The sequence below is a fragment of the Nocardia shimofusensis NBRC 100134 genome (assembly GCF_001613125.1).
Classification (GTDB): domain Bacteria; phylum Actinomycetota; class Actinomycetes; order Mycobacteriales; family Mycobacteriaceae; genus Nocardia; species Nocardia shimofusensis.
In genome coordinates, this window is the sequence record NZ_BDBT01000025.1 from 40,174 (window position 1) to 61,021 (window position 20,848).

Annotated in this window: 19 protein-coding genes and 1 riboswitch; of the genes, 9 read left to right on the top strand and 10 right to left on the bottom strand. The window is 69.4% G+C overall.

The window, feature by feature from the left end; all coding sequences use genetic code 11:
- Window positions 1-241: 241 nt before the first annotated feature.
- The 3 genes from NS3_RS21400 (at window position 242) to NS3_RS21410 (ending at window position 2,809) form a co-directional block, all read left to right on the top strand.
- On the top strand, window positions 242-784 hold the full coding sequence (locus tag NS3_RS21400) for an HNH endonuclease (protein ID WP_067862554.1): 543 nt from the start codon (window positions 242-244) through the stop codon (window positions 782-784).
- A gap of 33 nt (window positions 785-817) precedes the next feature.
- The gene (locus NS3_RS21405; protein WP_067862556.1) at window positions 818-1,090 is read left to right on the top strand and encodes a WhiB family transcriptional regulator; all 273 of its coding nucleotides are present in this window, start codon (window positions 818-820) and stop codon (window positions 1,088-1,090) included.
- Window positions 1,091-1,201: 111 nt separating this feature from the next.
- A complete protein-coding gene (locus tag NS3_RS21410) occupies window positions 1,202-2,809 on the top strand; it encodes a VWA domain-containing protein (RefSeq protein ID WP_067862559.1) in 1,608 nt (535 codons plus the stop codon).
- Between the two features lie 175 nt (window positions 2,810-2,984).
- Here NS3_RS21410 and NS3_RS21415 read toward each other — a convergent pair whose 3' ends face one another.
- Both NS3_RS21415 and NS3_RS21420 read right to left on the bottom strand, forming a co-directional pair.
- Window positions 2,985-3,872: a Vgb family protein gene (locus NS3_RS21415; protein ID WP_067862560.1), complete on the bottom strand. Its 888-nt coding sequence runs from the start codon at window positions 3,870-3,872 to the stop codon at window positions 2,985-2,987.
- Window positions 3,865-5,346 (bottom strand): ABC-F family ATP-binding cassette domain-containing protein, encoded by a 1,482-nt coding sequence (locus tag NS3_RS21420; RefSeq protein ID WP_373865333.1) that lies wholly within the window; start codon window positions 5,344-5,346, stop codon window positions 3,865-3,867. Before NS3_RS21420 ends, NS3_RS21415 begins: the two co-directional genes overlap by 8 nt.
- A 66-nt stretch (window positions 5,347-5,412) precedes the next feature.
- Between NS3_RS21420 and NS3_RS21425 the strand changes: the two genes are divergently transcribed.
- Window positions 5,413-6,036 (top strand): TetR/AcrR family transcriptional regulator, encoded by a 624-nt coding sequence (locus NS3_RS21425; protein ID WP_067862562.1) that lies wholly within the window; start codon window positions 5,413-5,415, stop codon window positions 6,034-6,036.
- Here NS3_RS21425 and gcvP read toward each other — a convergent pair.
- The 7 genes from gcvP to NS3_RS21460 form a co-directional block, all read right to left on the bottom strand.
- Window positions 6,024-8,882, bottom strand: coding sequence for an aminomethyl-transferring glycine dehydrogenase (gene gcvP, locus NS3_RS21430; protein ID WP_067862565.1), 2,859 nt, complete (start codon window positions 8,880-8,882; stop codon window positions 6,024-6,026). The genes NS3_RS21425 and gcvP overlap by 13 nt on opposite strands.
- 167 nt (window positions 8,883-9,049) lie before the next feature.
- A riboswitch (glycine riboswitch) is annotated at window positions 9,050-9,146 on the bottom strand.
- A 97-nt stretch (window positions 9,147-9,243) separates the two neighbouring features.
- Entirely contained in the window at window positions 9,244-9,801 is a 558-nt protein-coding gene (locus NS3_RS21435; RefSeq protein ID WP_174550502.1) for a MerR family transcriptional regulator, read from the bottom strand.
- Between the two features lie 204 nt (window positions 9,802-10,005).
- The gene (locus NS3_RS21440; protein ID WP_067862569.1) at window positions 10,006-10,479 is read right to left on the bottom strand and encodes a bifunctional nuclease family protein; all 474 of its coding nucleotides are present in this window, start codon (window positions 10,477-10,479) and stop codon (window positions 10,006-10,008) included.
- A 147-nt stretch (window positions 10,480-10,626) separates the two neighbouring features.
- Window positions 10,627-11,394, bottom strand: coding sequence for a transcriptional regulator FtsR (ftsR, locus tag NS3_RS21445; RefSeq protein WP_067862571.1), 768 nt, complete (start codon window positions 11,392-11,394; stop codon window positions 10,627-10,629).
- Between the two features lie 121 nt (window positions 11,395-11,515).
- Window positions 11,516-11,998 carry a glycogen accumulation regulator GarA gene (gene garA / locus NS3_RS21450; RefSeq protein WP_067862573.1) on the bottom strand — a complete coding sequence of 161 codons (483 nt, stop codon included), beginning with the start codon at window positions 11,996-11,998 and terminating at the stop codon, window positions 11,516-11,518.
- A gap of 164 nt (window positions 11,999-12,162) precedes the next feature.
- On the bottom strand, window positions 12,163-12,561 hold the full coding sequence (gcvH, locus tag NS3_RS21455; RefSeq protein ID WP_067862576.1) for a glycine cleavage system protein GcvH: 399 nt from the start codon (window positions 12,559-12,561) through the stop codon (window positions 12,163-12,165).
- 42 nt (window positions 12,562-12,603) lie between these two features.
- Window positions 12,604-13,197, bottom strand: coding sequence for a CDP-alcohol phosphatidyltransferase family protein (locus tag NS3_RS21460; protein ID WP_067862578.1), 594 nt, complete (start codon window positions 13,195-13,197; stop codon window positions 12,604-12,606).
- Between the two features lie 153 nt (window positions 13,198-13,350).
- On the opposite strand from NS3_RS21460, the gene NS3_RS21465 reads away from it, so the two are divergent.
- The 4 genes from NS3_RS21465 (at window position 13,351) to NS3_RS21480 (ending at window position 18,229) form a co-directional block, all read left to right on the top strand.
- Window positions 13,351-15,048: a GMC oxidoreductase gene (locus NS3_RS21465; protein ID WP_067862580.1), complete on the top strand. Its 1,698-nt coding sequence runs from the start codon at window positions 13,351-13,353 to the stop codon at window positions 15,046-15,048.
- A 112-nt stretch (window positions 15,049-15,160) separates the two neighbouring features.
- Complete coding sequence (locus tag NS3_RS21470; RefSeq protein WP_067862581.1) at window positions 15,161-16,552, top strand: DUF2252 domain-containing protein; 1,392 nt, start codon at window positions 15,161-15,163, stop codon at window positions 16,550-16,552.
- 101 nt (window positions 16,553-16,653) lie between these two features.
- Window positions 16,654-17,541, top strand: coding sequence for a nuclease-related domain-containing protein (locus NS3_RS21475; protein ID WP_067862583.1), 888 nt, complete (start codon window positions 16,654-16,656; stop codon window positions 17,539-17,541).
- Between the two features lie 22 nt (window positions 17,542-17,563).
- Complete coding sequence (locus tag NS3_RS21480; RefSeq protein ID WP_084495814.1) at window positions 17,564-18,229, top strand: phosphatase PAP2 family protein; 666 nt, start codon at window positions 17,564-17,566, stop codon at window positions 18,227-18,229.
- Here NS3_RS21480 and NS3_RS21485 read toward each other — a convergent pair.
- Window positions 18,217-20,145: an acyl-CoA dehydrogenase family protein gene (locus tag NS3_RS21485; protein WP_067862585.1), complete on the bottom strand. Its 1,929-nt coding sequence runs from the start codon at window positions 20,143-20,145 to the stop codon at window positions 18,217-18,219. The two genes, NS3_RS21480 and NS3_RS21485, sit on opposite strands and share 13 nt — an antisense overlap.
- A 117-nt stretch (window positions 20,146-20,262) precedes the next feature.
- Between NS3_RS21485 and NS3_RS21490 the strand changes: the two genes are divergently transcribed.
- Entirely contained in the window at window positions 20,263-20,811 is a 549-nt protein-coding gene (locus tag NS3_RS21490; RefSeq protein ID WP_067862587.1) for a TetR/AcrR family transcriptional regulator, read from the top strand.
- The last annotated feature ends 37 nt before the right edge of the window (window positions 20,812-20,848 follow it).

Genomic DNA, 20,848 nt, shown 5'->3' on the forward strand with positions numbered 1-20,848 from the left:
TGCACTGCAACGCGAATCGAGCGCATACGGGTACGGCCGTCAGCCGTTCCCCACGATGCGCCGGGCAGGCGCCCGGTACGCCGGTCGCTGACCGCCGACCGCGATCGCCTGTGCGCGTCCGGTCCTGACAGTCCCTACCCCTCTCCTGCGCGAGCGCCGACGGCTACACCCTGCCGTCCCGGTGCCGATCCCCGCAGCCCCGTCGTCAGCCCACGATCTCCGCACGAAACTGGTGAGCCCGATGCCGTTCAGTTCCGCCACCGCCACGGTGGCCATCACCGCAGACAACTGGATACACAGCCGCGTGCTGGTGCTCAACGCCTCCTACGAGGCGCTGGACGAGATCACCGCCGACAGGGCCGTCGTGCTGCTGATCAGCGGGGCGGCCGAGTCGATCGCCCACCACGAGCCCCACCTCCCGATCCGGTCGCAGCGGCTCGAGATCGCGCTGCCACAGACCATCCGTCTGCTGCGGTACGTGTTCCTCGAGCACGCGGTGACCCTGCGCGACGACAGCCGCGCCACCCTGGCCGCCATCCTGCGCCGCGACCGCAACCGGTGCGGTTACTGCGCGGACTGGGCCCGCACCGTCGACCACATCCGCCCGCGCAGCCGGGGCGGTCCCAACACCTGGGACAACCTCGTCGCCTGCTGCGCGCCCTGCAACACCCGCAAGGCCGACCGCACGCCGGAAGAGGCCGGGATGCGGCTGCTGTGGCAGCCCAAGGCTCCCGACCACCTGGGCAAGCGGCAACGTCAGATCTGGAAGCAATTGCCGGCATAGCCGAGTGCGGCGCACAGAGAGGAGACCGCCGTCATGTCTGTCCGAACCCTGCCCACCGCGGCCCAGCGGGTCCTCGCCGACCTGTTGCCGCTGTCCGACGCGCGGGACTGGCATCGCGCCGCCTGCCGCGGCGATCCCAACCACGACGCCTGGTTCCCGTTCCCGTCCGAGGACTTCGACTACGCTCGCGCCATCTGCGCGGGCTGCCCCATCCGGACCGCCTGCGGTGAGTTCGCCGCCGAGACCGGGCAGTCCGGGGTCTGGGGCGGGTCGGAGTTCGACCGGGGCACCCTGGTGCGCGACTGATCCACGGCCGGGGCGTTCGTCACACGGCGCGTCGCCATACACTTACCGGCCGTGGGTACACATCGCAGCGAAAACGGATCCAGAGGCATCAGCAAAGGTCCGGTTCTCGCCGTGGTAGCCCTGCTGCTGGTCGTCGCGGCGGTCTTCGCGTGGTTCCGATTCCAGGATCGGGCGGCCGAGCGTGACAGCGCGGCGGCGGCCGAGTGCGTGGAAGGCGAGGCGGTCGTCGACGTCACGGTCGATCCCGATATCGAGGCGCCGGTGCGGGCCGTCGCCGAGAAGTACAACGCCACCGATCCGATCGTGCGCGATCACTGCGTGCGGGTCTCGGTCCTCGCGCAACCGTCCGCGGCGATCGCGGAGGCTTTCCGCGCGGGCGGCGCCTGGGACGAGGGCGCGCTCGGCCCGCAGCCGGCGTTGTGGATTCCGGACTCCTCGCGATCGGTGGAGTACATGCGGGTGCCCGGCCTGATCGCCGGGGAGCCCTCCCCCATCGCCTCCACCCCGATCGCCCTGGGCGTGCCCGAGCAGCTGCACGCCGCGCTGACGCGATCACAGGTCGCGTGGGCGGATCTGGCCCGGTTCCAGCAGGGTGGGCTCGACGAACTCGGCCTGTCCGGGTGGGGCGGGCTGGCGCTGGCGCTGCCCGACGGCGACGCGAGCCTGGCGGTCGCCATGTCGGTCGCCGCGGCGGTGTCCGGTGAGGAGCCGTTGACCGAGTCGGGCGCCTCTTCGGGCCAAGCGGTCGCCGCGGTATCGGCTCTCGCGGTCGGCGCTCCGGAATCCGCCGACCTGGCCTCGGCGCAGGCCGCGGCAGGCGGTGCGGGGTCGGCGGTGCACGCGGTGGCGGCCACCGAACAACAGATCGCCGGGCAACCGGGACTGGTCGCGTATCGTCCGGTCGGCACCACCGTGTACGCCGACCATCCGGCCGCGCTCATGTCGGGACCGTGGGTCGATCAAACCGTGAACCTGGCCGCCGGGATGTTCATCGACTTCCTGCGCCATCCCCAGCAGGCCCAGTTCTTCAGCTCCGCCGGCTTCACCGCGACCCCCGCTCCCACCGGCGCGGGCGCGAACCGCGCGGCGCTCGAGACCGTCCGCGCCACCCTGGACAATCCGGTCCTGGGCGTGCACGCGACCGTCCTGCTCGACGTCTCCTCCTCCATGTCGACCGCCGACGGCGCGACGACCCGCCTGACCAACACCCTCGGCGCACTGCGTTCCACCCTCAACGTCATGCCGCCCGACTTCGGCTTCGGCCTCTGGACCTTCGGCAAGAATCTCGACGGGAGCACGCCCTACGAGGTGCGGGCCGAGACCGCCACGCTCACCGACACCCAGCGCGCCGCGGTGGACGAGGCGCTCGGCGGGGTGCAGACCACCTCGACCACCGCCGACCAGGCCTATCCGTCACTGCTGGCCGCCTACCGGGCGGCGATCGAGAACTATGAAGCCGGACGCACCAATTCGATCCTGCTGATCACCGACGGCCCCGACGACGACTCCTCGCTCACCGGCGCCGCGCTGCTGTCGGCGCTGACCGAAGCGACGGATCCGCAACGCCCGGTCCGCGTCGATGTGATCGCGATCGGCGGCGACGGCTCCGAGGCCTTGAAGTCCGCCGCGGAACAGACCGGCGGCACCTACACCAGGGCCGCCACGTCGAACGACCTGAGCTTCGGCACCGCCGTGGTGCAGGCACTGACGACCACCTGACCCGAGGAACCACCCGGCTGCGGCGCTCTCCTGACTTCGGCACTCCGCTGGCCCCAACGATCGTCGAGGCGGGTGCGGCGACTCCGTTCGATGGAGATGCGCAGCCGGCCCGCGTCTCAGGTGGTGTCGGTCCTGGCCCGCACGCCGGTTGCGGCGATCACCCCAGCCCCGGCAGTCAACAGACGGTGTCCGGACGCACCCGCACGAGGGCCCCCGACTCCATCGCGACCCAGATCGAACCGTCGGGCGCGAAGGTGAGACCGTGCGGTTCCGCGCCGGGCAGCGACAGACCGGTGACCGTGCCGTCCACGGTCATCCGGCCAAGCCGCGACGACGCCCACTCGGTGAACCACAGCGCACCGTCGGGACCGGCGACGACAGCGTGCGGCCGGGCCGCGCGATCCGGCAACGGGAATTCGGTGACGGTGCCGCCGGCAGTGGCTGTGCCCTCGGCGGTGGCCGCGCCCTCGGCGGGGATGTGGCCCAGCTGTCCCGCCCCGATCTCGACGAACCAGGCGCCGTCCGCACGGGCGGTGATCCCGACCGGCGCCGCGGCCTCGGTGGGCAGTGGCTGGACCGTGAGCACCCCTGCCGCGGTGATCCGGCCGATCGCGTTCGCCTGATTGAGGGTGAACCAGACGGTGCCGTCGGGACCTGCGGCGATCGTCGACGGCATGCCCTCGACGGCGTACCGGTCGAGCGCGCCACCGGGATCGCGGCGCACCACCGCGTTCGCGTTCAACTCGGTGTACCAGAGCGCACCGTCCGGTGCGACGCACAGACCGTACGGGGAGTCGGCGGGCAGGAACTCGCATGCGCCGCCCGGCCCGATCCTGCCGATCCGGTTGCCACGAAACTCGGTGAACCACAGATCTTTCCCATCGGCGAGGATGACGGTCGGCGACCCGTCGGCGGGCTCGAGCCCGAACGTCTCGAGCTGCGCGCCGTCCCAACGCGCGATCGCTCCGCGCTCGGCCAGCGTGCACCAGACCATGCCCGCCGCGTCGACGGCGACGCCGTACGGATCACCGTCGATCTCGACGACTTCCACGATCTCAGGCAAACTCGCCCACCTCCATGTGCATCCCCCGGAACCTGCGCCGCAGCCCTCGGTCGTGCGAGACGACGACGAGCGCGCCCCGATAGTCGGCCAGCGCCTGTTCCAGCTCTTCCACCAATCGCAAGGACAGGTGATTGGTCGGTTCGTCGAGCAGCAGCAGGTCGTGCTCGCCCGCGATCAGACGGGCCAGCGACAGCCTGCGCCGCTGACCTTCCGACAGCGCGCCGACCGGCTGGTCCACGGCATCCGCCCGGAACAGCCCCGTCGCCAGCAGCGCCGAACGGGAACCGCCGTACGCGTGGACGACGCTGTGCCGTGGATCGAAACGCTCCTCCTGCCGCAGGTAGCCGACCCGTCCGGAGACCGTCGCATAGATCCGGTCCAGCAGCGTCGACTTGCCCGTCCCGTTGGGCCCGTGGATCAGCAGGCGGTCCCGCGGCCCCAGCGTCAGGACGCCGAGATCGAAACGGACCGGTCGCGCCGCGCGCAATCCCGCGCCGAACCGCAACGGCTCCGGTGGCCGCCGCACCGGATCGGCTTCCAGCCTGCGCACCTTCTCGGCTGCCTGGCGAACTCGCGAGGACACCGAGCTCTGCACCCGGCCCGCGTGCCGGTCGTAGGCCATCTTGTTGTTGTCGCGCTGCGCACGGCCCACCGCGACCCGGTGCGCGGTGTCGCGGGAGAATTCGCGCAACCGCTCGATGTCGGCACACCAGCGCGCGTAGTCCTGCTCCCAGCGCTGTCGCGCAGCCGCCTCGGCGGCGAGAAACCCCGTGTAGCCGCCGCCGAAACGGGTCACGCCGCCGTCTTCGACCCGCACCACCGCGGTCGCCACCCGGTCCAGGAAGACCCGGTCGTGCGAGACCACGACCACGGTCCCGCGATGACCGCGCAACCGGTCCTCCAACCAGGTCAGCGCGGCGTCGTCGAGATGGTTGGTCGGTTCGTCGAGCAACAGGATCTCCGGGGAGGAGGCGAGCAGGCAGGCCAGCGCCAGGCGTGCGCGCTCGCCGCCGGACAGGGTCGCGACAGTCCGTTCCCGGTCCAGGTGCCCGAGGCCCAGCCCGTGCATCGCCTGCTCCACCCGCAGGTCGGCTCGGTAACCGTCGCGCGCTTCGAAGGCGGTGAGCAGTTCGCCGTAGGCGTCCATGTCCTGCGCCTCGGCGGCGCGCTGCATGGCCAGGGCGATCTCGCGGATGTCCGCGAGCGCGACATCTATCGCACCGCCGACGGTTTCGGCATCGAGGGTCTGCTCGAGACGGCCCGTGCCGCCGGGCGCGAAGCAGACGACGTCACCGTCGTCGGGCGCCTCGACCCCGGCCATGATGCGCAACAGCGTCGACTTCCCCGAGCCGTTCTCGCCGACGATGCCCACCCGCTCACCGGGGGCGACCGACAGCGACACCGCCTCCAGGACAACCCGAGGGCCGTAGGACTTCCCGATGCCGCGCAGAGTCAGTTGAGTGGTCAGACGAATCTCCAATCGCTACTTGTGTAGCATTAAGGTACGGCAGCCGCCGAACTAACGCAACAGGAGTTGTCTTTGGAGACTTCGAGAAGACCCGGCGGACGCAGCGCCCGGGTGCGCGACGCCGTCCGGCAGGCGACACTCGACGAATTGGTGACCCACGGATTCCCGGGACTGACCGTGGAGAACGTGGCGCAACGCTCCGGCGTGCACAAGACGACCGTCTACCGCCGCTGGCGCAATGCGGCCGGCCTGGTCACCGACGCACTCGAACTGGCCGCCGGCGAGCCGTGGCCGCTGCCCGACACCGGCGATCTCGGCACGGACCTACGGGAGTTGACCGCGCTCGTCCGGACCGGCTTCGCCGATCCCGTCACGGGACCGGTCGCGACCGCCTTCGTCACCGCGGCGCTGCAGAGCGCCGAGGCGGCCGACGCGCTACGGGAGTTTTACCGCGCCAGGCATCGGCAGAGTGCGGTGCTCGTCGCACGCGCCGTCGAACGGGGCGAGCTCTCCCCCGAGATCGACGCCGAGGCGGTGATCCGCCAGGCCGTCGCCCCGGTCCTGCACCGGCTGCTCATCACCCACGAGCCGGTCGGCGAGTCGTTCACCCGCCGCGCCGCCGACATCGCGGCCGCGGCGGCCCGCGCCGGAATCCTCGACCGAGAACCCGCCGCGGCGGCGGATCACTGCGCGTAGACCTCCGGCGGCGGGCAGGAGCAGACCAGATTGCGGTCACCGAACGCACCGTCGATACGCCGCACCGACGGCCACACCTTGGCCCGGCTGTGCCCCAGACCCCGCGGATAGACGGCGGTTTCGCGCGAGTACGGGTGGTCCCACTCACCGACCAGGCACTCGGCGGTATGCGGCGCGCCGCGCAACGGGTTGTCCTCGACCGGCCACACGCCCGCGCCGACCTGATCGATCTCGGCGCGAATGGCGATCATGGCCTCGACGAACTCGTCGAGCTCGGCCAGGTTCTCGCTCTCGGTCGGCTCCACCATCAGGGTGCCTGCGACCGGGAAGCTCATCGTCGGCGCGTGAAAACCGTAGTCGGCCAACCGCTTCGCCACATCGTCGACGGTGACGCCGGTGTTCTTGGTGATCTCACGCAGGTCGAGGATGCACTCGTGGGCGACCATGCCGTTCTCCCCGGTGTAGAGCACCGGGAAATACTCGTCGAGGCGGCGGGCCAGGTAGTTGGCCGAGGCGATCGCCGACAGCGTCGCCCGGCGCAGGCCCTCGGCGCCCATCATGCGAATGTAGGCCCAGGTGATCGGCAGGATCGAGGCCGAGCCGTAACGGGCCGCCGCGACCGCGTGCGAGCCCGGCTCGAGCGGGTCGCCGGGCAGGTACTGCGCCAGGTGCGAGCGCACCGCGACCGGTCCGACGCCGGGACCGCCGCCGCCGTGCGGGATGCAGAAGGTCTTGTGCAGGTTGAGGTGGCTGACGTCACCGCCGAACCGGCCCGGCCTGGCCAATCCGACCAGCGCGTTGAGGTTCGCGCCGTCGACGTAGACCTGCCCGCCCGCATCGTGCACCAGCGCGCACAGCTCGGCGACCTCGTGCTCGTAGACGCCGTGGGTGGACGGGTAGGTGATCATGATGCAGGCCAGCCGCTCGGCGTGATCGGCGATCTTGGCGCGCAGGTCGTCGAGGTCGACGTCACCGTTCTCGCGGCATTTCACCACCTCCACGCGCAGCCCCGCCATCGCCGCGGAGGCGGCATTGGTGCCGTGCGCGCTGGACGGGATCAGGCAGGTGTCACGGTGGGTGTCGCCGCGGTCGAGGTGGTAACGGCGGATCGCCAGCAGACCGGCGTACTCGCCCTGGCTGCCCGCGTTGGGCTGCAGGCTCACCGCGTCGTAGCCGGTGATCTCGGCCAGCCAGGTCTGCAGATCCTCGATCAACTTCAGCAGACCGGGCGCGTCCTCGACGGGGGCGTAGGGATGCAGCTTGCTGAAGCCCGGCCAGGTGATCGGCTCCATCTCGGCGGTGGCGTTGAGCTTCATGGTGCACGAGCCGAGCGGAATCATGCTGCGGTCCAAGGCGATGTCCTTGTCCGACAGCCCACGCAGGTAGCGCAGCATGGCGGTTTCGGTGCGGTAGCGGGTGAACGCGGGATGGGTGAGGTAGTCCGAGGTGCGGTCCTCGATACCGTCGACACGAGCACCGCCGTCGATATGAGCACCGCCGTCGGCGCGAGCACCGCCGTCCGCCACCGGCTCGGCCTCGACGACGCCGAAGGAGTCGAGCACGGACTCGATGTGCGCGTCGGTGGTGGCCTCGTCGCAGGCCACCGCGACGTGATCGGCGTCGACGAGGCGCAGGTTGATCCCGCACGCGGCGGCCTTGGCGACCACGGCCTCGGCATGACCGGGCACCCTGGCCAGTACGGTGTCGAAGAACCGGTCGTGCACCAGGGAGTCACCGAGAGCGGATGCGAGGCGCTCGGCCCGGGCATGCACCCGCCGCGCGATCTCGCGCAGCCCGTCGGCGCCGTGGTAACTCGCGTACATCGCGGCCAGCACCGCCAGCAGGACCTGGGCGGTGCAGATGTTCGAGGTGGCCTTCTCCCGGCGGATGTGCTGCTCACGGGTCTGCAGCGCGAGCCGGTAGGCGGGATTGCCGTCGGCGTCCTTGGACACCCCGACCAGCCTGCCCGGCAACTGACGAGCGTGCGCGGTGCGCACCGCGAGATAACCGGCGTGCGGTCCGCCGAAGCCCATCGGCACACCGAAGCGCTGGGTGGTGCCGAAGCACGCGTCGGCGCCCTGCTCGCCGGGCGGGGTCACCAGCGTCATCGCCAGCAGGTCCGCGCCGACGGCGACCAGCGCACCGCGTTCGTGCGCGGCCTCGATCAGCGACGACCAGTCGACCAGTCGCCCGGAAGCGCCCGGCGTCTGAACGACGACGCCGAAGAACTCGCCCTCGGGCAGCCCCTCCGTCGCCAGATCCGCTTCGACGATCTCGATGCCCAGCGGCTCGGCGCGGGTGAACAACACGGTACGGGTCTGCGGGAAGAGGTCGGTGTCGATCACCAGCCGAGCCGAACGCGACCTCCCGGCCCGGCGGAGCAACGTCATGGCTTCGGCGGCCGCGGTGGCCTCGTCCAGCATCGAGGCGTTGGCGACCTGCATGCCGGTCAGATCCGAGACCATGGTCTGGAAGTTGAGCAGCGCCTCGAGGCGACCCTGGCTGATTTCCGGCTGGTACGGCGTATAGGCGGTGTACCAGGCCGGGTTCTCGATCAGATTGCGCACCAGCACCGGCGGGGTCAGGGTGTCGTAGTAGCCCAGACCGATCATCGAGGTCGCGACGGTGTTCGAGGCGGCGAGCGCCGACAGTTGCGCCAGCGCCTCGTGCTCACCCACAGCCGGTGGTAGCGCGGCCAGCGGACCGTCGGCGTCGTCGAGGATGCTCGCGGGCAGCGCGGCGGCGGCCAGCGCGTCGAGAGATCCGACGCCCACGACCTCGAGGATGCTGGTCAGTTCATCGGCGTCGGGGCCGATGTGGCGGTCGGCGAAGGATGATCGGGTCACGGCGGCAACTCCAAGGCGGGCGGGGTCGACCAGGTCGACGGTTTCCTGCCCTCCCCCTCTGTCGCTGCTGCCTGAGAGATTCGGGAACCCGGCGCGGTGCCGAGCCCCTTTCCCCGTGGGCGGGCGCTACCGCGCCGAGGCGCGGATCACCGCTTTCCAGAGGCGTCGAAGGTCGCACGGTCCTGGTGCCTGAGAGATTGACGGGGAGGTGCTGCTCCTTCGGCGCCCGGTTCCAGCAAACCGGGACTCTCCCGCACGACGCGACGCCCACCCAGTCTAGGCCGGTGTCCGCGAATCGACGTGCCGGAGCCCGTGTCGCGCTCGTCACTGTCGCGAACAACCAGCGAACGCTGGTGTACGCCTATCCGGTGGCGCGATTCATCCGCGCTTTGCGGCGGTAGGACAATTCGTCCTCGGGACGCTCGGTGACCACCGCGGCCCGCTCGGCCGGGAAATTCGCGATGATGCCGGTCAGTTCCCGCATCGCGCCGCTGACCGCGATTCCGAACACGCCCTGCCCGCCCTGCAGTAAATCGACGACTTCCTCCGGCGAGGTGCACTCGTAGACCGACGTGCCGTCGGAGAACAGAGTGATTCCGGCCAGATCCTCGACTCCGCGGCTACGCAGATGATCGACCGCGATGCGGATGTTCTGCAGCGAGATGCCCGCGTCGAGCAATCGCTTGACGATCTTCAGGACCAGAATGTCCTTGAACGAATACAACCGCTGACTACCCGAGCCCGCCGCGCTGCGAATCGAGGGCACGACCAAACCGGTCCGCGCCCAGTAATCGAGCTGACGATAGGTGATGCCCGCGACCTGACACGCGCTGGGAACCCGGTAGCCGACCAAATCGTCGGGCACCGCGTCGTTGGGGAACAGGCCTGGCTGTACCACATCCCGCGATTGCTCTGCCATTGACCACTCCCTTGCTCCGCCGACGCCTGGCCCCATCGATGACCCGACTCCGTAGCGACCGACGCTCACCATCCGGAGACACCACCGACGGTAACCAACGGCCCGACTATCGAGATTACTCCCGTCGATTGTCCGGGCACCGGTGTCATCGGACCAAACGCGACGCGCGGTAAAAGTCTCAGGCTGTACTTCAGGTATAGAAAATCAGCTGTCGGTCGCTTTGAAATCGTCCGGCGACACCGACTCCAGGAACTCCTTGAACTTCTCGACCTCGTCCTCGCGCTCGTCGGGCATGACCAGACCCGCTTCCTCGAGCACCGGTTCCTCGGCATAGATCGGGCAACCCACACGCAGCGCGATGGCGACCGAATCCGAGGGCCGCGCCGAAATCCGCACGTCGTTGTCGAACACCAGATCGGCGTAGAACGTGCCCTGCTTCAGATCGACGATCCTGACCTCTTTGAGCGTGTGCCCGAGTTCGGTGATCATGATCTTGATCAGGTCGTGGGTAAGCGGGCGCACGGGGGTCACCCGCTCCTGTTCGAGCACGATGGCCGCGGCCTCGGTCTGCCCGATCCATATGGGCAGATACCGTTCCCCGGACACCTCCCGGAGCAACAGCACCGGCTGGTTCTGTGGCTGCTCGACGCGGATGCCGATCACACGCATTTCACTCATGCCACTGCCTCCCGTATTCGCCGGCCGCCCGGCCCGACCGCCGCAGAGCTCGCCGTGATTACGAGTCTAAGCGAATTCGAGGGAGTGCCGCGATCGACTGTCGCGGCCGGATGGTCGGTGTCTCGCGCCGGCGGTCACCCGCCGGGCTCAGTTGCCGAGGGCGCTGCGGACCGCGGCCTTCACCAGGTGGGTATGCAGGCTCAGCGACAACGCCGCGAGCTCGCGCACGGTCTCCTCGGCGCGCGCCCGCGCGCCCGCGTCCCGGCTCTTGGCGATCGGCGCGGCGATCTGAGCCAACAGCGCGGCTTCGCGGTCGGCGGCCAGCTTGAAGGCACGCAGATGGCGCGCCTCGAGCCCGAACTCGGCCATCGCGCGGGCGGTCCTGACCAACGGCACGTCGTCGGCGCCGAAGAAACCCGCCGGGCCGGGAGTGACCAGATTCGCCCGCACGAGGTCGTGGAGGAACTTCTCGTCGACGCCCGCCTGGGCGAGCAGATCGGCTCGGGTGAGCCGGATTTCGTGATCGAAGCGCAATTGCTCCGGGCTCACCGTCTCGCCCACCACATTGAGCGAACGCGGCGTGGGGTGCCCACCCGCGCCGGCCGAACGCTCCGGTTCCGAGGCGCCCGGACGTCCGGGATGCGAGCGGGCGCGCGCTTCCCGGACGCCGAGCGTGGCCGCCCCGCTGTCGATCGCTTCGAGTTGTTCCTTGATCACCTTCAGCGGCAGGTACTGGTCGCGCTGCGCGGTCAGGATGAACCGCAGCCGCTCGCAGTCGGCCACCGAGAACCGCCGATATCCCGACGGCGTGCGCTCCGGGCGGATCAAACCCTCGGATTCGAGGAACCGGATCTTGGAAATGGTGACGTCGGGGAAGTCAGGGCGCAACAGGTCGAGCACGGAGCCGATCGACATCCCTCCGCGCGCCCACTGCGCCGCACCGCTCACCGTCGCCAGCCCTTCCCGTCCCCCAGTCTGTTCCAGGCGACACCGCTGCTGGACCGGCACCACCCGACACCGCCACCCGGAGCAGCGCTCACATACTTCCCGCACCCGCCGAGGACTCGTTCGCCTGCGCGCGCGGCCCGGTCAGGAACACCAGGCGGAACTTGCCGATCTGTACCTCGTCACCGTTCTGCAGTTCGGAGGAGTCCACCGGTTCCCGGTTGACGTAGGTGCCGTTCAGGCTGCCCACATCGACCACCTGGAAGGTGTCGTCGTCCTGACGGAACTCCGCGTGCCGCCGGCTGACGGTCACATCGTCGAGGAAGATGTCGCTGTCGGGATGGCGGCCCGCCGACGTGGTGGGCTGATCCAGCAGAAACCTCGACCCCGCGTTCGGTCCGCGCTTGACGACCAGGAGAGCGGCTCCCGCCGGTAGGCCCTCGACCCCCTGGACCGGCGGTTCGCCGGTCTGCTCGGAGCGCGACGCGTCGACCTCGTTCAGGAAATCCGCGCGGAAGACCGACGTCGTCTCGGCCGCGGTCTCCTGGTAACCCGGGTCTTTGTTCTCGCTCACCGTTTCTCTCCTCCTCGAACCTGATTATCCATGCAAGCAGGTGATGCTTTGGTCGACACGAGTCCGTGTCGGCAGAATGCCCGCGCGACCGCGCCGGCTCATCCGTTGGCTTTGACCGTACCCTGCCGGGGGCTGCCCGTGCAGGGGGAACCGGGAAGGCTGATTCAGCCCCCGATAACTCCTTGATAACCTGCCGCATCCAGCAGTTCACCGAGTGTGGTGTCGAGCCAGGAGGCATCGTCCGCCTCCGCTTCGAACAGCCACCCGGCGCCGTACGGATCGGCGTTCAGCGTCTCGGGCGCGGCCGTCAATTCCTCGTTCACCACAACGATTTTCGCGGCGAAAGGCGCGTAGATGTCGGAAACGCTCTTGGTCGACTCCACCTCTGCGACGCTTTCCCCCGCATCGGCCGTTCGTGGCACGTCCGGCAGTTGAACGAACACGACATCACCGAGCTGGGACTGCGCGTAGTCGGTGATGCCGACCCGCACCCGGGTGGGGCCGATCCGGCGTACCCACTCGTGTTCCTCGGTGTAGCGCAGATCCTCGGGGGTCAGTGCCACGTGGCGTCCTTTCGTCGTGAACGTTGCACGCAACCTTATCCGCTATGGGTGACGGTGCCGCACAGCCGGTATCGCGCGCGCCACCGCGACCGCCTTGCCCGCGTACAACAGGCCGGTCCACAGATACACCACGGTGCCCCAGATGAGCAGCGCCGCACCGAAGGCCGCGCCGAATCCGCCCAGGGGCCAATCCATCTCCCCCGCCAGCAGCCACGGCAGCGCCGACATCAGGGCAAAAGTGGCCGCTTTGCCGAGGTAGATCACCTCGGGCGGGTCGAGATCGCGGCGGCGATAGATCGGCAGCAGCAGCGCCAGCACGACGTCACGACCGATCAGCAGCAGCGCCACCCACCAGGGCAGCAACCCGCGCACCACGAAGGCCGCCAGAGTGGTCACCAGGAACAGCCGGTCGACGAGCGGATCGAGGATCGCGCCGAGCCGGGACCCCTGGTCCAGCAGCCTGGCCAGCTTGCCGTCCAGGAAGTCGGTGACGCCGCTGGCGACCAGTAGCGCGAATGCCCATCCGTCGGCGTGTTCGACCAACATCAGCCACAGGAACACCGGCACGCCGATCAGGCGCAGCACGCTCAGCACATTGGGGATGGTGAGGATGCGGTCGGCGGCGTTCGTGGTCACCCGCTGTGCTTACCGCACGCGCGGGCGGACTCGCCATCCGGGCGCGCCGTCGGGACCAACACAGCGTTCGGCATTGCTTTTCGCCACAACGACCACGGTGAAAGAATGACTATGAAAGCATCTCATCGAACCGTTGGTGATCGAGAGGAAAAAATGGCCGAGTTCGACTACGACGTGGTGGTGATCGGCTCCGGGTTCGGCGGCAGCGTCAGCGCGCTGCGGCTGACCGAGAAGGGCTATCGGGTCGGCGTGCTCGAGGCGGGCCGGCGCTGGACCGCGGAGAATATGCCCAAGACCAATTGGAACCTCCGCAAGTCCATCTGGGCGCCGAAACTGGGGATGACCGGCCCGCAGGCCATCAGCATCCTCGGCAAGTGCGCGGTCTTCTCCGGCGCGGGCGTGGGCGGCGGTTCTCTCATCTACGGCAACACGCTCTACGAGCCGCTGCCCGCCTTCTACACCGACAAGCAGTGGGCCCACATCACCGACTGGCGCAGCGAACTGGCCCCGTACTACGACCAGGCCCAGCGCATGCTCGGCGTGGTGACCAATCCGCGGATGACCCCCGCCGACGACATCCTCGAGCAGGTCGCCGAGGACATGGGCGTCGGCGACACCTTCCACGCGACCCAGGTCGGGGTGTTCTTCAACGACGAGGCCGAGGGCGTGGAGGTGGACGATCCCTACTTCGGCGGCGCGGGCCCGCGCCGCAACGGCTGCATCCACTGTTCGCGCTGCCTGACCGGCTGTCCGCACAACGCCAAGAACACCACTCCCACCAACTACCTCTACCTCGCCGAGCAGGCGGGTGCACAGGTGCACGCGCTGACCACCGCGACAGCGGTACGCCCGCTCGACGGTGGCGGTTACGCCGTCGACACGGTGCGCTCGGGGCGCTGGATCCGCAAGGAGCCCACGACGTTCACCGCCGGTCAGGTGGTGTTCGCCGGCGCGGCGCTGGGCACCCAGAAGCTGCTGCACAAGATGCGCGACGACGGCGTGCTGGCGCACCTGTCGCCCCGGCTGGGCGAGCTGACCCGCAGCAATTCCGAGGCGATCCTCAATGTCGCCAGCCGCACTCGCTACGACTTCGCCCAGGGTGTGGCCATCACCTCCTCGATCCACCCCGAGCCGAACACCCACGTCGAGGTCTGCCACTACGGCGCCGGGCAGAACGCGCTGGCGACGATGGCGGTCCCGATGATCGACGGCGGCGCGTTCCGGTTCCTGCGGTTCCTGCTGGCGACGTTGCGGCACCCGATCCACTTCCTGCGCAGCTGCTGGATCTATCGCGGCTCGGAGCGCTCGGTGATCCTGCTGGTGATGCAGTCGCTGGACAACTCGCTGACCTCCTTCCGCAAGCGCGGCGCGCTACGCACGAAACAGGGCACCGGCGAACCGAACCCGACCTGGATCCCGCTGGCCCACGAGGTGGCCGACCGCTTCGCCGAGAAAGTCGACGGCGATGCCCACGGCCTGATCATGGATGTGTTCGACATCCCCGCCACCGCCCACTACATCGGCGGTTGCGTGATCGGCGAGGGCCCGGAGAGCGGCGTGGTCGACCCCTACCAGCGCGTGTTCGGCCATCCCGGTCTGCACATCGCCGACGGCTCGGCGGTCACCGCGAACCTGGGCGTGAACCCCTCGCTGACCATCACCGCCCAGGCCGAGCGGGCGATGGCGTTCTGGCCCAACAAGGGCGAGGCCGATCCCCGGCCGGGACTGGGCGAGCAGTACCGCCGCATCCAGCCGGTCCGCCCGGTGCGCCCCACGGTGCCCGAGGCCGCGCCCGGCGCATTGCGGCTGCCGATCACCCCGATCGATCCCGCGGTGCTGGCGGCGCCCTGATCCGAACCGGTCCCGGTGACTTCCCCCGGCCCCCGGTGAGTTCTGCGTCGGTGGCAGGTCACACCCGCCGCGGCGCGCGCGGCGGGCCACCGTGGGATTACCGTGATCACCCGTGTCCGAAGATCGTGTGAACCTGCGCTCCTATGTGCCCGCCGAGCAGGTGCGCGCCCGCGGCCGCGCGCTGCGCGAGCGGGTGCCGGTGACCGCGCGCGACCGGCAGGCCCGCGGCGAGCGCCGCCCCGGCGTGCTGGAATTCCTCACCGCCGCGCACGCCGATCGGCTCGCGCATCTGGTGCCGCTGCGGGTGGGCCGGATGGCGAGCGGGCCGTTCACCTTCTATCGCGGCACGGCCGGGCTGATGGCCGCCGATCTCGCCGACGGGCCGGTCAGCGGCGTGCACGCGCAACTGTGCGGTGACGCGCACGCCGCCAATTTCGGCCTGTACGGCACCTCGCGCGGTGAGATCGTCATGGACATCAACGATTTCGACGAGACCATCGCCGGTCCTTGGGAGTGGGATCTCGAGCGCCTGGCCGCAAGTCTGGTGCTGGCCGGTCGAGAGTCCGGAGTCGGCGAGCAGGACTGCGCACGGGCGGCCTGTGACGCCGCGCGCACCTACCGGCTGGCCATCGACACGCTCGCCGAACAGCCGTTCATGCAGTCCTGGAGTGCGCTGCCCGATCAGTCGATCCTCGAACACGCCAAGGCCGGCGACCTCATCGACGACTTCGAGAAGGCGGCCAAGAAGGCGCGTAAGAACACCAGCGCCAAGGTCGCCGCCAAGTGGGCCGAGCACATCGACGACCACGAGACCGGCGTGCGCAAGCATCGCTTTCTCAGCGATCCACCGGTGCTCACCCCGGTCACCGAGGACATCGCCGACGAAGTGACCGGCGGGCTCGAGCGCTACGCGAGCACTCTGCGGGAGTCACGACGCAATCTGCTGGCCCGATTCGCGGTGTCGGACGTGGCTTTCCGCATCGTCGGCACCGGCAGCGTCGGCCTGCACAGCTATGTGGCGCTGCTGCACGGCAACGACGGCGAAGTGCTGGTGCTGCAGCTCAAGCAGTCGATCCCCTCCTCGCTCTCGCCGTACCTGAGCGCACCGCCGGTGGCCCACGAAGGCGAGCGAATCGTGCAGGGCGCCAGGCTGGTTCAGGCCGAGACCGACATCCTGCTCGGCTGGAGCACGCTGCGCCTGAACGGCCGCGAACTGCCGTTCATCGTGCGCCAGTTCCGCAATCTCAAGGGCAGCATCGATCCGGCCGGGCTCGGCGCCGAGGACCTCGACGACTACGGCAGGCTCGCGGGCGCGCTGCTGGCCAGGGCGCACGCCAGGTCGCTGGATCCGCGCCTGCTGTCGGGCTATCTCGACGGCGACGAGCGCTTCGAGGAGTCGGTGACCGCCTTCGCGGTGCGTTACGCCGATCAGACCGAGGCCGATCACGCGGAGTTGACGCGGGCGGTCACGGCGGGCCGGATACGCGCCGAACTCCCGGAGTGATCCGAGCCGACACACGCGGTCCCGGCGCGCGCGGCACCGGGGCGCGCCGATCGCCCGTATCCTGTCCCCTGGTGGGGTGACGACGTGAAGGGCGGTCGCGAATGCTTGTGCGAGTACAGAATCCGGCAGGCACCGATGCCGAACGGGCGCTGATCGACTGGCTGCGCACCTGGAAGGACCCGGGCAGTCCGCACGGTGTCGCGACGATCAACTGCAGCCTGTTCCACCGAGATCAGCTGCACCAGTTCGACGCGGTGGTGTGGACCCCGACCAGTTGCGTGGTGATCGAGGCCGATGTGCCCGACACCGACGACGGCGGCGTGCTCGACGTCCCGCTCAACGGCTCGTGGACGATCGACGGATCCCCGGTCGCCGTCGGCCGCGACAAGCGCACGCCGCTGGAACGCTCCCGCGAGCACACCCATGCCCTGCAGGACTGGTTGTCCGCGCGCGGCCTGGGACAGCGCGCCGTGCACGGCGTGGCGTTGATCATCCCGCCGCGCGGCACCAGCCTCGAGATCCGTCAGGCGTGGAGCGATCCGAGCTTCGACGCCATCCTCGGCAACGATCCAGGACGGTTGCGCCACTACTTCGACACGCTCTCGCAGAGCGAGAAGCATCTGTGGACCGCCAACGACGTGGCGGTCGCCTTCCGCGGCCTCGGCCTGCTGCCCTACCTGCCCGCCCCGCAGGAACTGCTCAACGAAGGCTTCATCGGCCCGATCGACATCGCACTCTGGCACGGCGGCCCGAACCAGGCCCAGGCCGAGGCCTACGCCGAGGAACTGGCCCAGCTCGAGCGCGACGCCCGCCCACCGCTGGTGCGCGCGCCCTGGTTCAGCCCGTGGAAGCTCTACCCCGGCGAGTCCGGCGACATCGATATGGGCCGCGCGTGGATGCGCACGACCCTGGCCATCGGCATGGTCATCGTCGCGGTCTGGGCGGCGTGGTTCGTGCTGTCCCTGCTCGGCACCTACATCCTGGACTGACCCCGGCTCGTATCGTCGTCGGATGCTCGAACAACACGCGGGGGTGCGCATCCGCGCGGTCACGGCCACGGCGGGCGCACTCACCATGTTCGCGCTGCCACTGACGTTCCCACCCGGCGGCGGCCCGACCTCCCTGGACAGCGCGGCCGCGGGCGCGGTGGCCGCCGGACCGCCCTCGGCGCCGGACCGCTGGCTCGTCGCGCCCAGCGATGCCCCCGTGGTACTCGCCGCGCTGCTGCTCGCTGTCGGCTGGTTCGCGTGGCGGCGTCGTTGGCTCGCGGCGGTCACGATGCTCGTGGTGCCCGAGCTGGCGCTCGTCGTGAACACCGTGGTGCTCAAGCCGCTGTTCGACCGAGAGCTGTACGACTATCTCGCCTATCCGAGCGGGCACACCGTGCACATGGTGGCCGTCGCCTGCACCTTCGTGCTGCTCAGCGATTCACGACGGGCTCGGCGAGTGGTCACCGCCGTCGCCGGGCTCGCGTTGATCGCGGCCGCGGCCGGACAGGTCGGCATGGGTCACCACCATCTGACCGATGTCATCGGCGGTGCGGCCGCGGGGCTTGCCATCGCGGTCACCTGCTGCACGGCGGTGGAACTCGTCACCGGCCGGCACGAGACCGGCGACCCGGGCACCCGCCGGGACGCTCGCACACCGCGTCCCGGCGACGAACCTCAGGCGCGCTGATACACCCCGGCGTCGTGCAGCAGCGCGGCGCCGAGCATCTCCTCGGGCACGCCCATGCCCTCGACGAGGGTCAGCGCGTGCGGACGCAGCCGATCGACGAGTTCGTTCACTCCGCGCCGCACGGCCTTGGCCCGCTCCACCGACATGAAGCGGTGCATGACGAACCAGGCGGAGTTCTCCTCGAGCAGCGTGTAGACGAACAGATCGCACATGTCCTCGGCCAGTTTCCTGGCCTCGGGGTCCTCGATGTCGGCGATGCCCTCGATGAACGCCTCGAGCACCAGCCTGTCGATGTGCGCGGTCCCGGCCGCCAGGATGTGGTCCTGGGCATTGTTGAACGCCTCGAACGGACCGGTGTCCGCGGCGCGGGCGCGCAGCCGGTGCCCGGCGGTTCGCACCAGGTAGTCCTCGCGGTCGGCGAACAACGCCAGTTGCACGTCGCGGCGGGACAGATCGGCCTCGTCCACTGTTTCGCCGCCGCGATCGCGCAGGGTCTGGATCAGCTGACGCACGCCGGAACGCTTGCGCACCACGTCACCGGCCATGGTGGCCGCGAAACGCACCCAGCCCATCGCGTCGAGGTCACGCACCTCGTCGGAATAGGCGGTGAGCAGTTCCTTGGCGACCAATTGGGTCAGGACGACATTGTCGCCTTCGAAGGTGGTGAACACATCGGTGTCGGCCTTGAGGGTCACCAGCCGGTTCTCGGTCAGGTATCCGGCGCCGCCGCAGGCTTCGCGGCATTCCTGGATGGCGCGGGTGGCGTGCCTGGTCTGGGCGACCTTGAAGCCCGCGGCCCGCTTCTCCAGCGCGCGCTGGGCACCGGAGTCGAGATCCTGGCCGCTCTGCACCAGGTGCATGCGCCGCACCAGATCGTTCTGGGCGAAGGCGTAGGCGTAGGACTTGGCGACCAGCGGCAACAGCCTGCGCTGATGCATCCGGTAGTCCATGAGCACGATCTCCTCCCCGGTGTCGGGGTCGGAGAACTGACGGCGCTGCAAGGCGTAGCGCACCGCGATGCTCAACGCCACCCGCGCGCCCGCCGCGGCCGCGCCGCCGACGCTGATGCGACCGCGCACCAGCGTGCCGAGCGTGGTGAAGAAGCGCCTGCTCGGGTTCGCGATGGGCGATGCGTAGGTGCCGTCGGGGGCGACATCGGCGTAGCGGTTGAGCAGGGCCTCGCGCGGGACCCGCACATGATCGAAGACGATGCGACCGTTGTCGACGCCGAACAGACCGCCTTTGAGACCGTCGTCGCTGGTGGTGACGCCGGGCAGGTCCGCACCCTGCTCGTCGCGGATCGGCACCAGGAAACAGTGCACGCCCTTGCTCTCGCCCCCGGTGATCAGCTGCGCGAACACCGCCGCCATCCGGGCGTGCTCGGCCGCGCCGCCGATGTAGTCCTTGCGCGCCGACGGCGTCGGCGAGTGGATCACGAACTCCTCGGTGGCCGGATCGTAGGTGGCGGTGGTCTCCAGGTTGGCGACATCGCTGCCGTGGCCCGATTCGGTCATCGCGAAACAGCCCAGCAACTCGAGCGAGATCAGCTTCTTCAGGTACTCGTGGTGCCGTTCGGTACCGAGGTTCTCCACAGCTCCGCCGAACAGCCCCCACTGCACACCGCATTTGACCCACAACGACAGGTCGGCGTAGGCGACCATCTCCAGCGCGGTGACCGCGCCACCCGGGTCGGCCAGCCCGCCTGCCTCCAGACCGAACCCGCGCTTGGCATAGTCCATCGCCGCCAGCTCACGCATCTGTTCGAGCACGCGAGCGCGGGCGGCCTTGTAGTCCAGCGTCGGATCGCCGTGGAAGCGCTCGTCGGCGAGCTCTTTGCGCGCCTGCTCCCGTATGTCTCGCCACGATCCGTCGAGCGCCGCGCGAAGATGTCCTGCCGTCGAGCTACCGGTTGCCATATCTGGACCATAACCGCGGAGCCGGTGATCAAACGTGACGCGGAGCGGACACGGTGTGTGCCGCGCCACCGGAGGACAATGGACAGCCGACCACCCCCGATCCACCGACGGAGACCGATGGCCACCAAGCAGGACTACTTCGACGCCGCGTTCGACATGCTGTCCGCGCAGGGTTACAGCGCGCTGAAGCAGGCGCCGTTGTGCAAGCGGCTGAATGTGACCACCGGGTCGTTCTATCACTACTTCGAGAACTGGCACGACTTCACCAGCCAGTTGCTCGACCACTGGCTGGCCGAGCGCACCACCCGGCTGGTCGGGCTGACCCGGGATCTCGATGATCCGCTCGAGCAACTGGAGACGCTGCTGCAGTTCTCGCTGGCGCTACCGCATCGCGCGGAGGCGGCGATCCGGGTGTGGAGCAAGGTCGACCCCGAAGTCCGCGCCGTCCAGGATCAGGTCGACAACCGGCGCACCGAGGTGGTGCTGCGCGCCGCGCGGGCTGTCTTCGACGACGAGAACGAGGCACTCGACCACGCCCGCTGGGCCATGTACCTGCTGGCCGGATACCAGGATCTGGACGCCGATCCCGACACCGCGCGGTTGGAAGGGGCGCTGCGCAAGCTGCTGCGCGAGTTCGAGAACAGATATGCCGCCCGGCCCTCGTAACGAGACCACGACGCATACGGCGACTACCTTCGCGGAC

What these genes read in the sequence shown, in the direction of transcription:
- NS3_RS21465 (WP_067862580.1), top strand. Translation starts at nt 13,351, where the DNA reads ATGGCCGAGTTCGACTACGACGTGGTGGTGATCGGCTCCGGGTTCGGC.
- NS3_RS21475 (WP_067862583.1), top strand. Translation starts at nt 16,654, where the DNA reads ATGCTTGTGCGAGTACAGAATCCGGCAGGCACCGATGCCGAACGGGCG.
- NS3_RS21440 (WP_067862569.1), bottom strand. Translation starts at nt 10,479, where the DNA reads ATGAGTGAAATGCGTGTGATCGGCATCCGCGTCGAGCAGCCACAGAAC.
- NS3_RS21485 (WP_067862585.1), bottom strand. Translation starts at nt 20,145, where the DNA reads ATGGCAACCGGTAGCTCGACGGCAGGACATCTTCGCGCGGCGCTCGAC.
- ftsR (WP_067862571.1), bottom strand. Translation starts at nt 11,394, where the DNA reads ATGTCGATCGGCTCCGTGCTCGACCTGTTGCGCCCTGACTTCCCCGAC.
- NS3_RS21405 (WP_067862556.1), top strand. Translation starts at nt 818, where the DNA reads ATGTCTGTCCGAACCCTGCCCACCGCGGCCCAGCGGGTCCTCGCCGAC.
- NS3_RS21400 (WP_067862554.1), top strand. Translation starts at nt 242, where the DNA reads ATGCCGTTCAGTTCCGCCACCGCCACGGTGGCCATCACCGCAGACAAC.
- NS3_RS21435 (WP_174550502.1), bottom strand. Translation starts at nt 9,801, where the DNA reads ATGGCAGAGCAATCGCGGGATGTGGTACAGCCAGGCCTGTTCCCCAAC.
- NS3_RS21480 (WP_084495814.1), top strand. Translation starts at nt 17,564, where the DNA reads ATGCTCGAACAACACGCGGGGGTGCGCATCCGCGCGGTCACGGCCACG.
- NS3_RS21490 (WP_067862587.1), top strand. Translation starts at nt 20,263, where the DNA reads ATGGCCACCAAGCAGGACTACTTCGACGCCGCGTTCGACATGCTGTCC.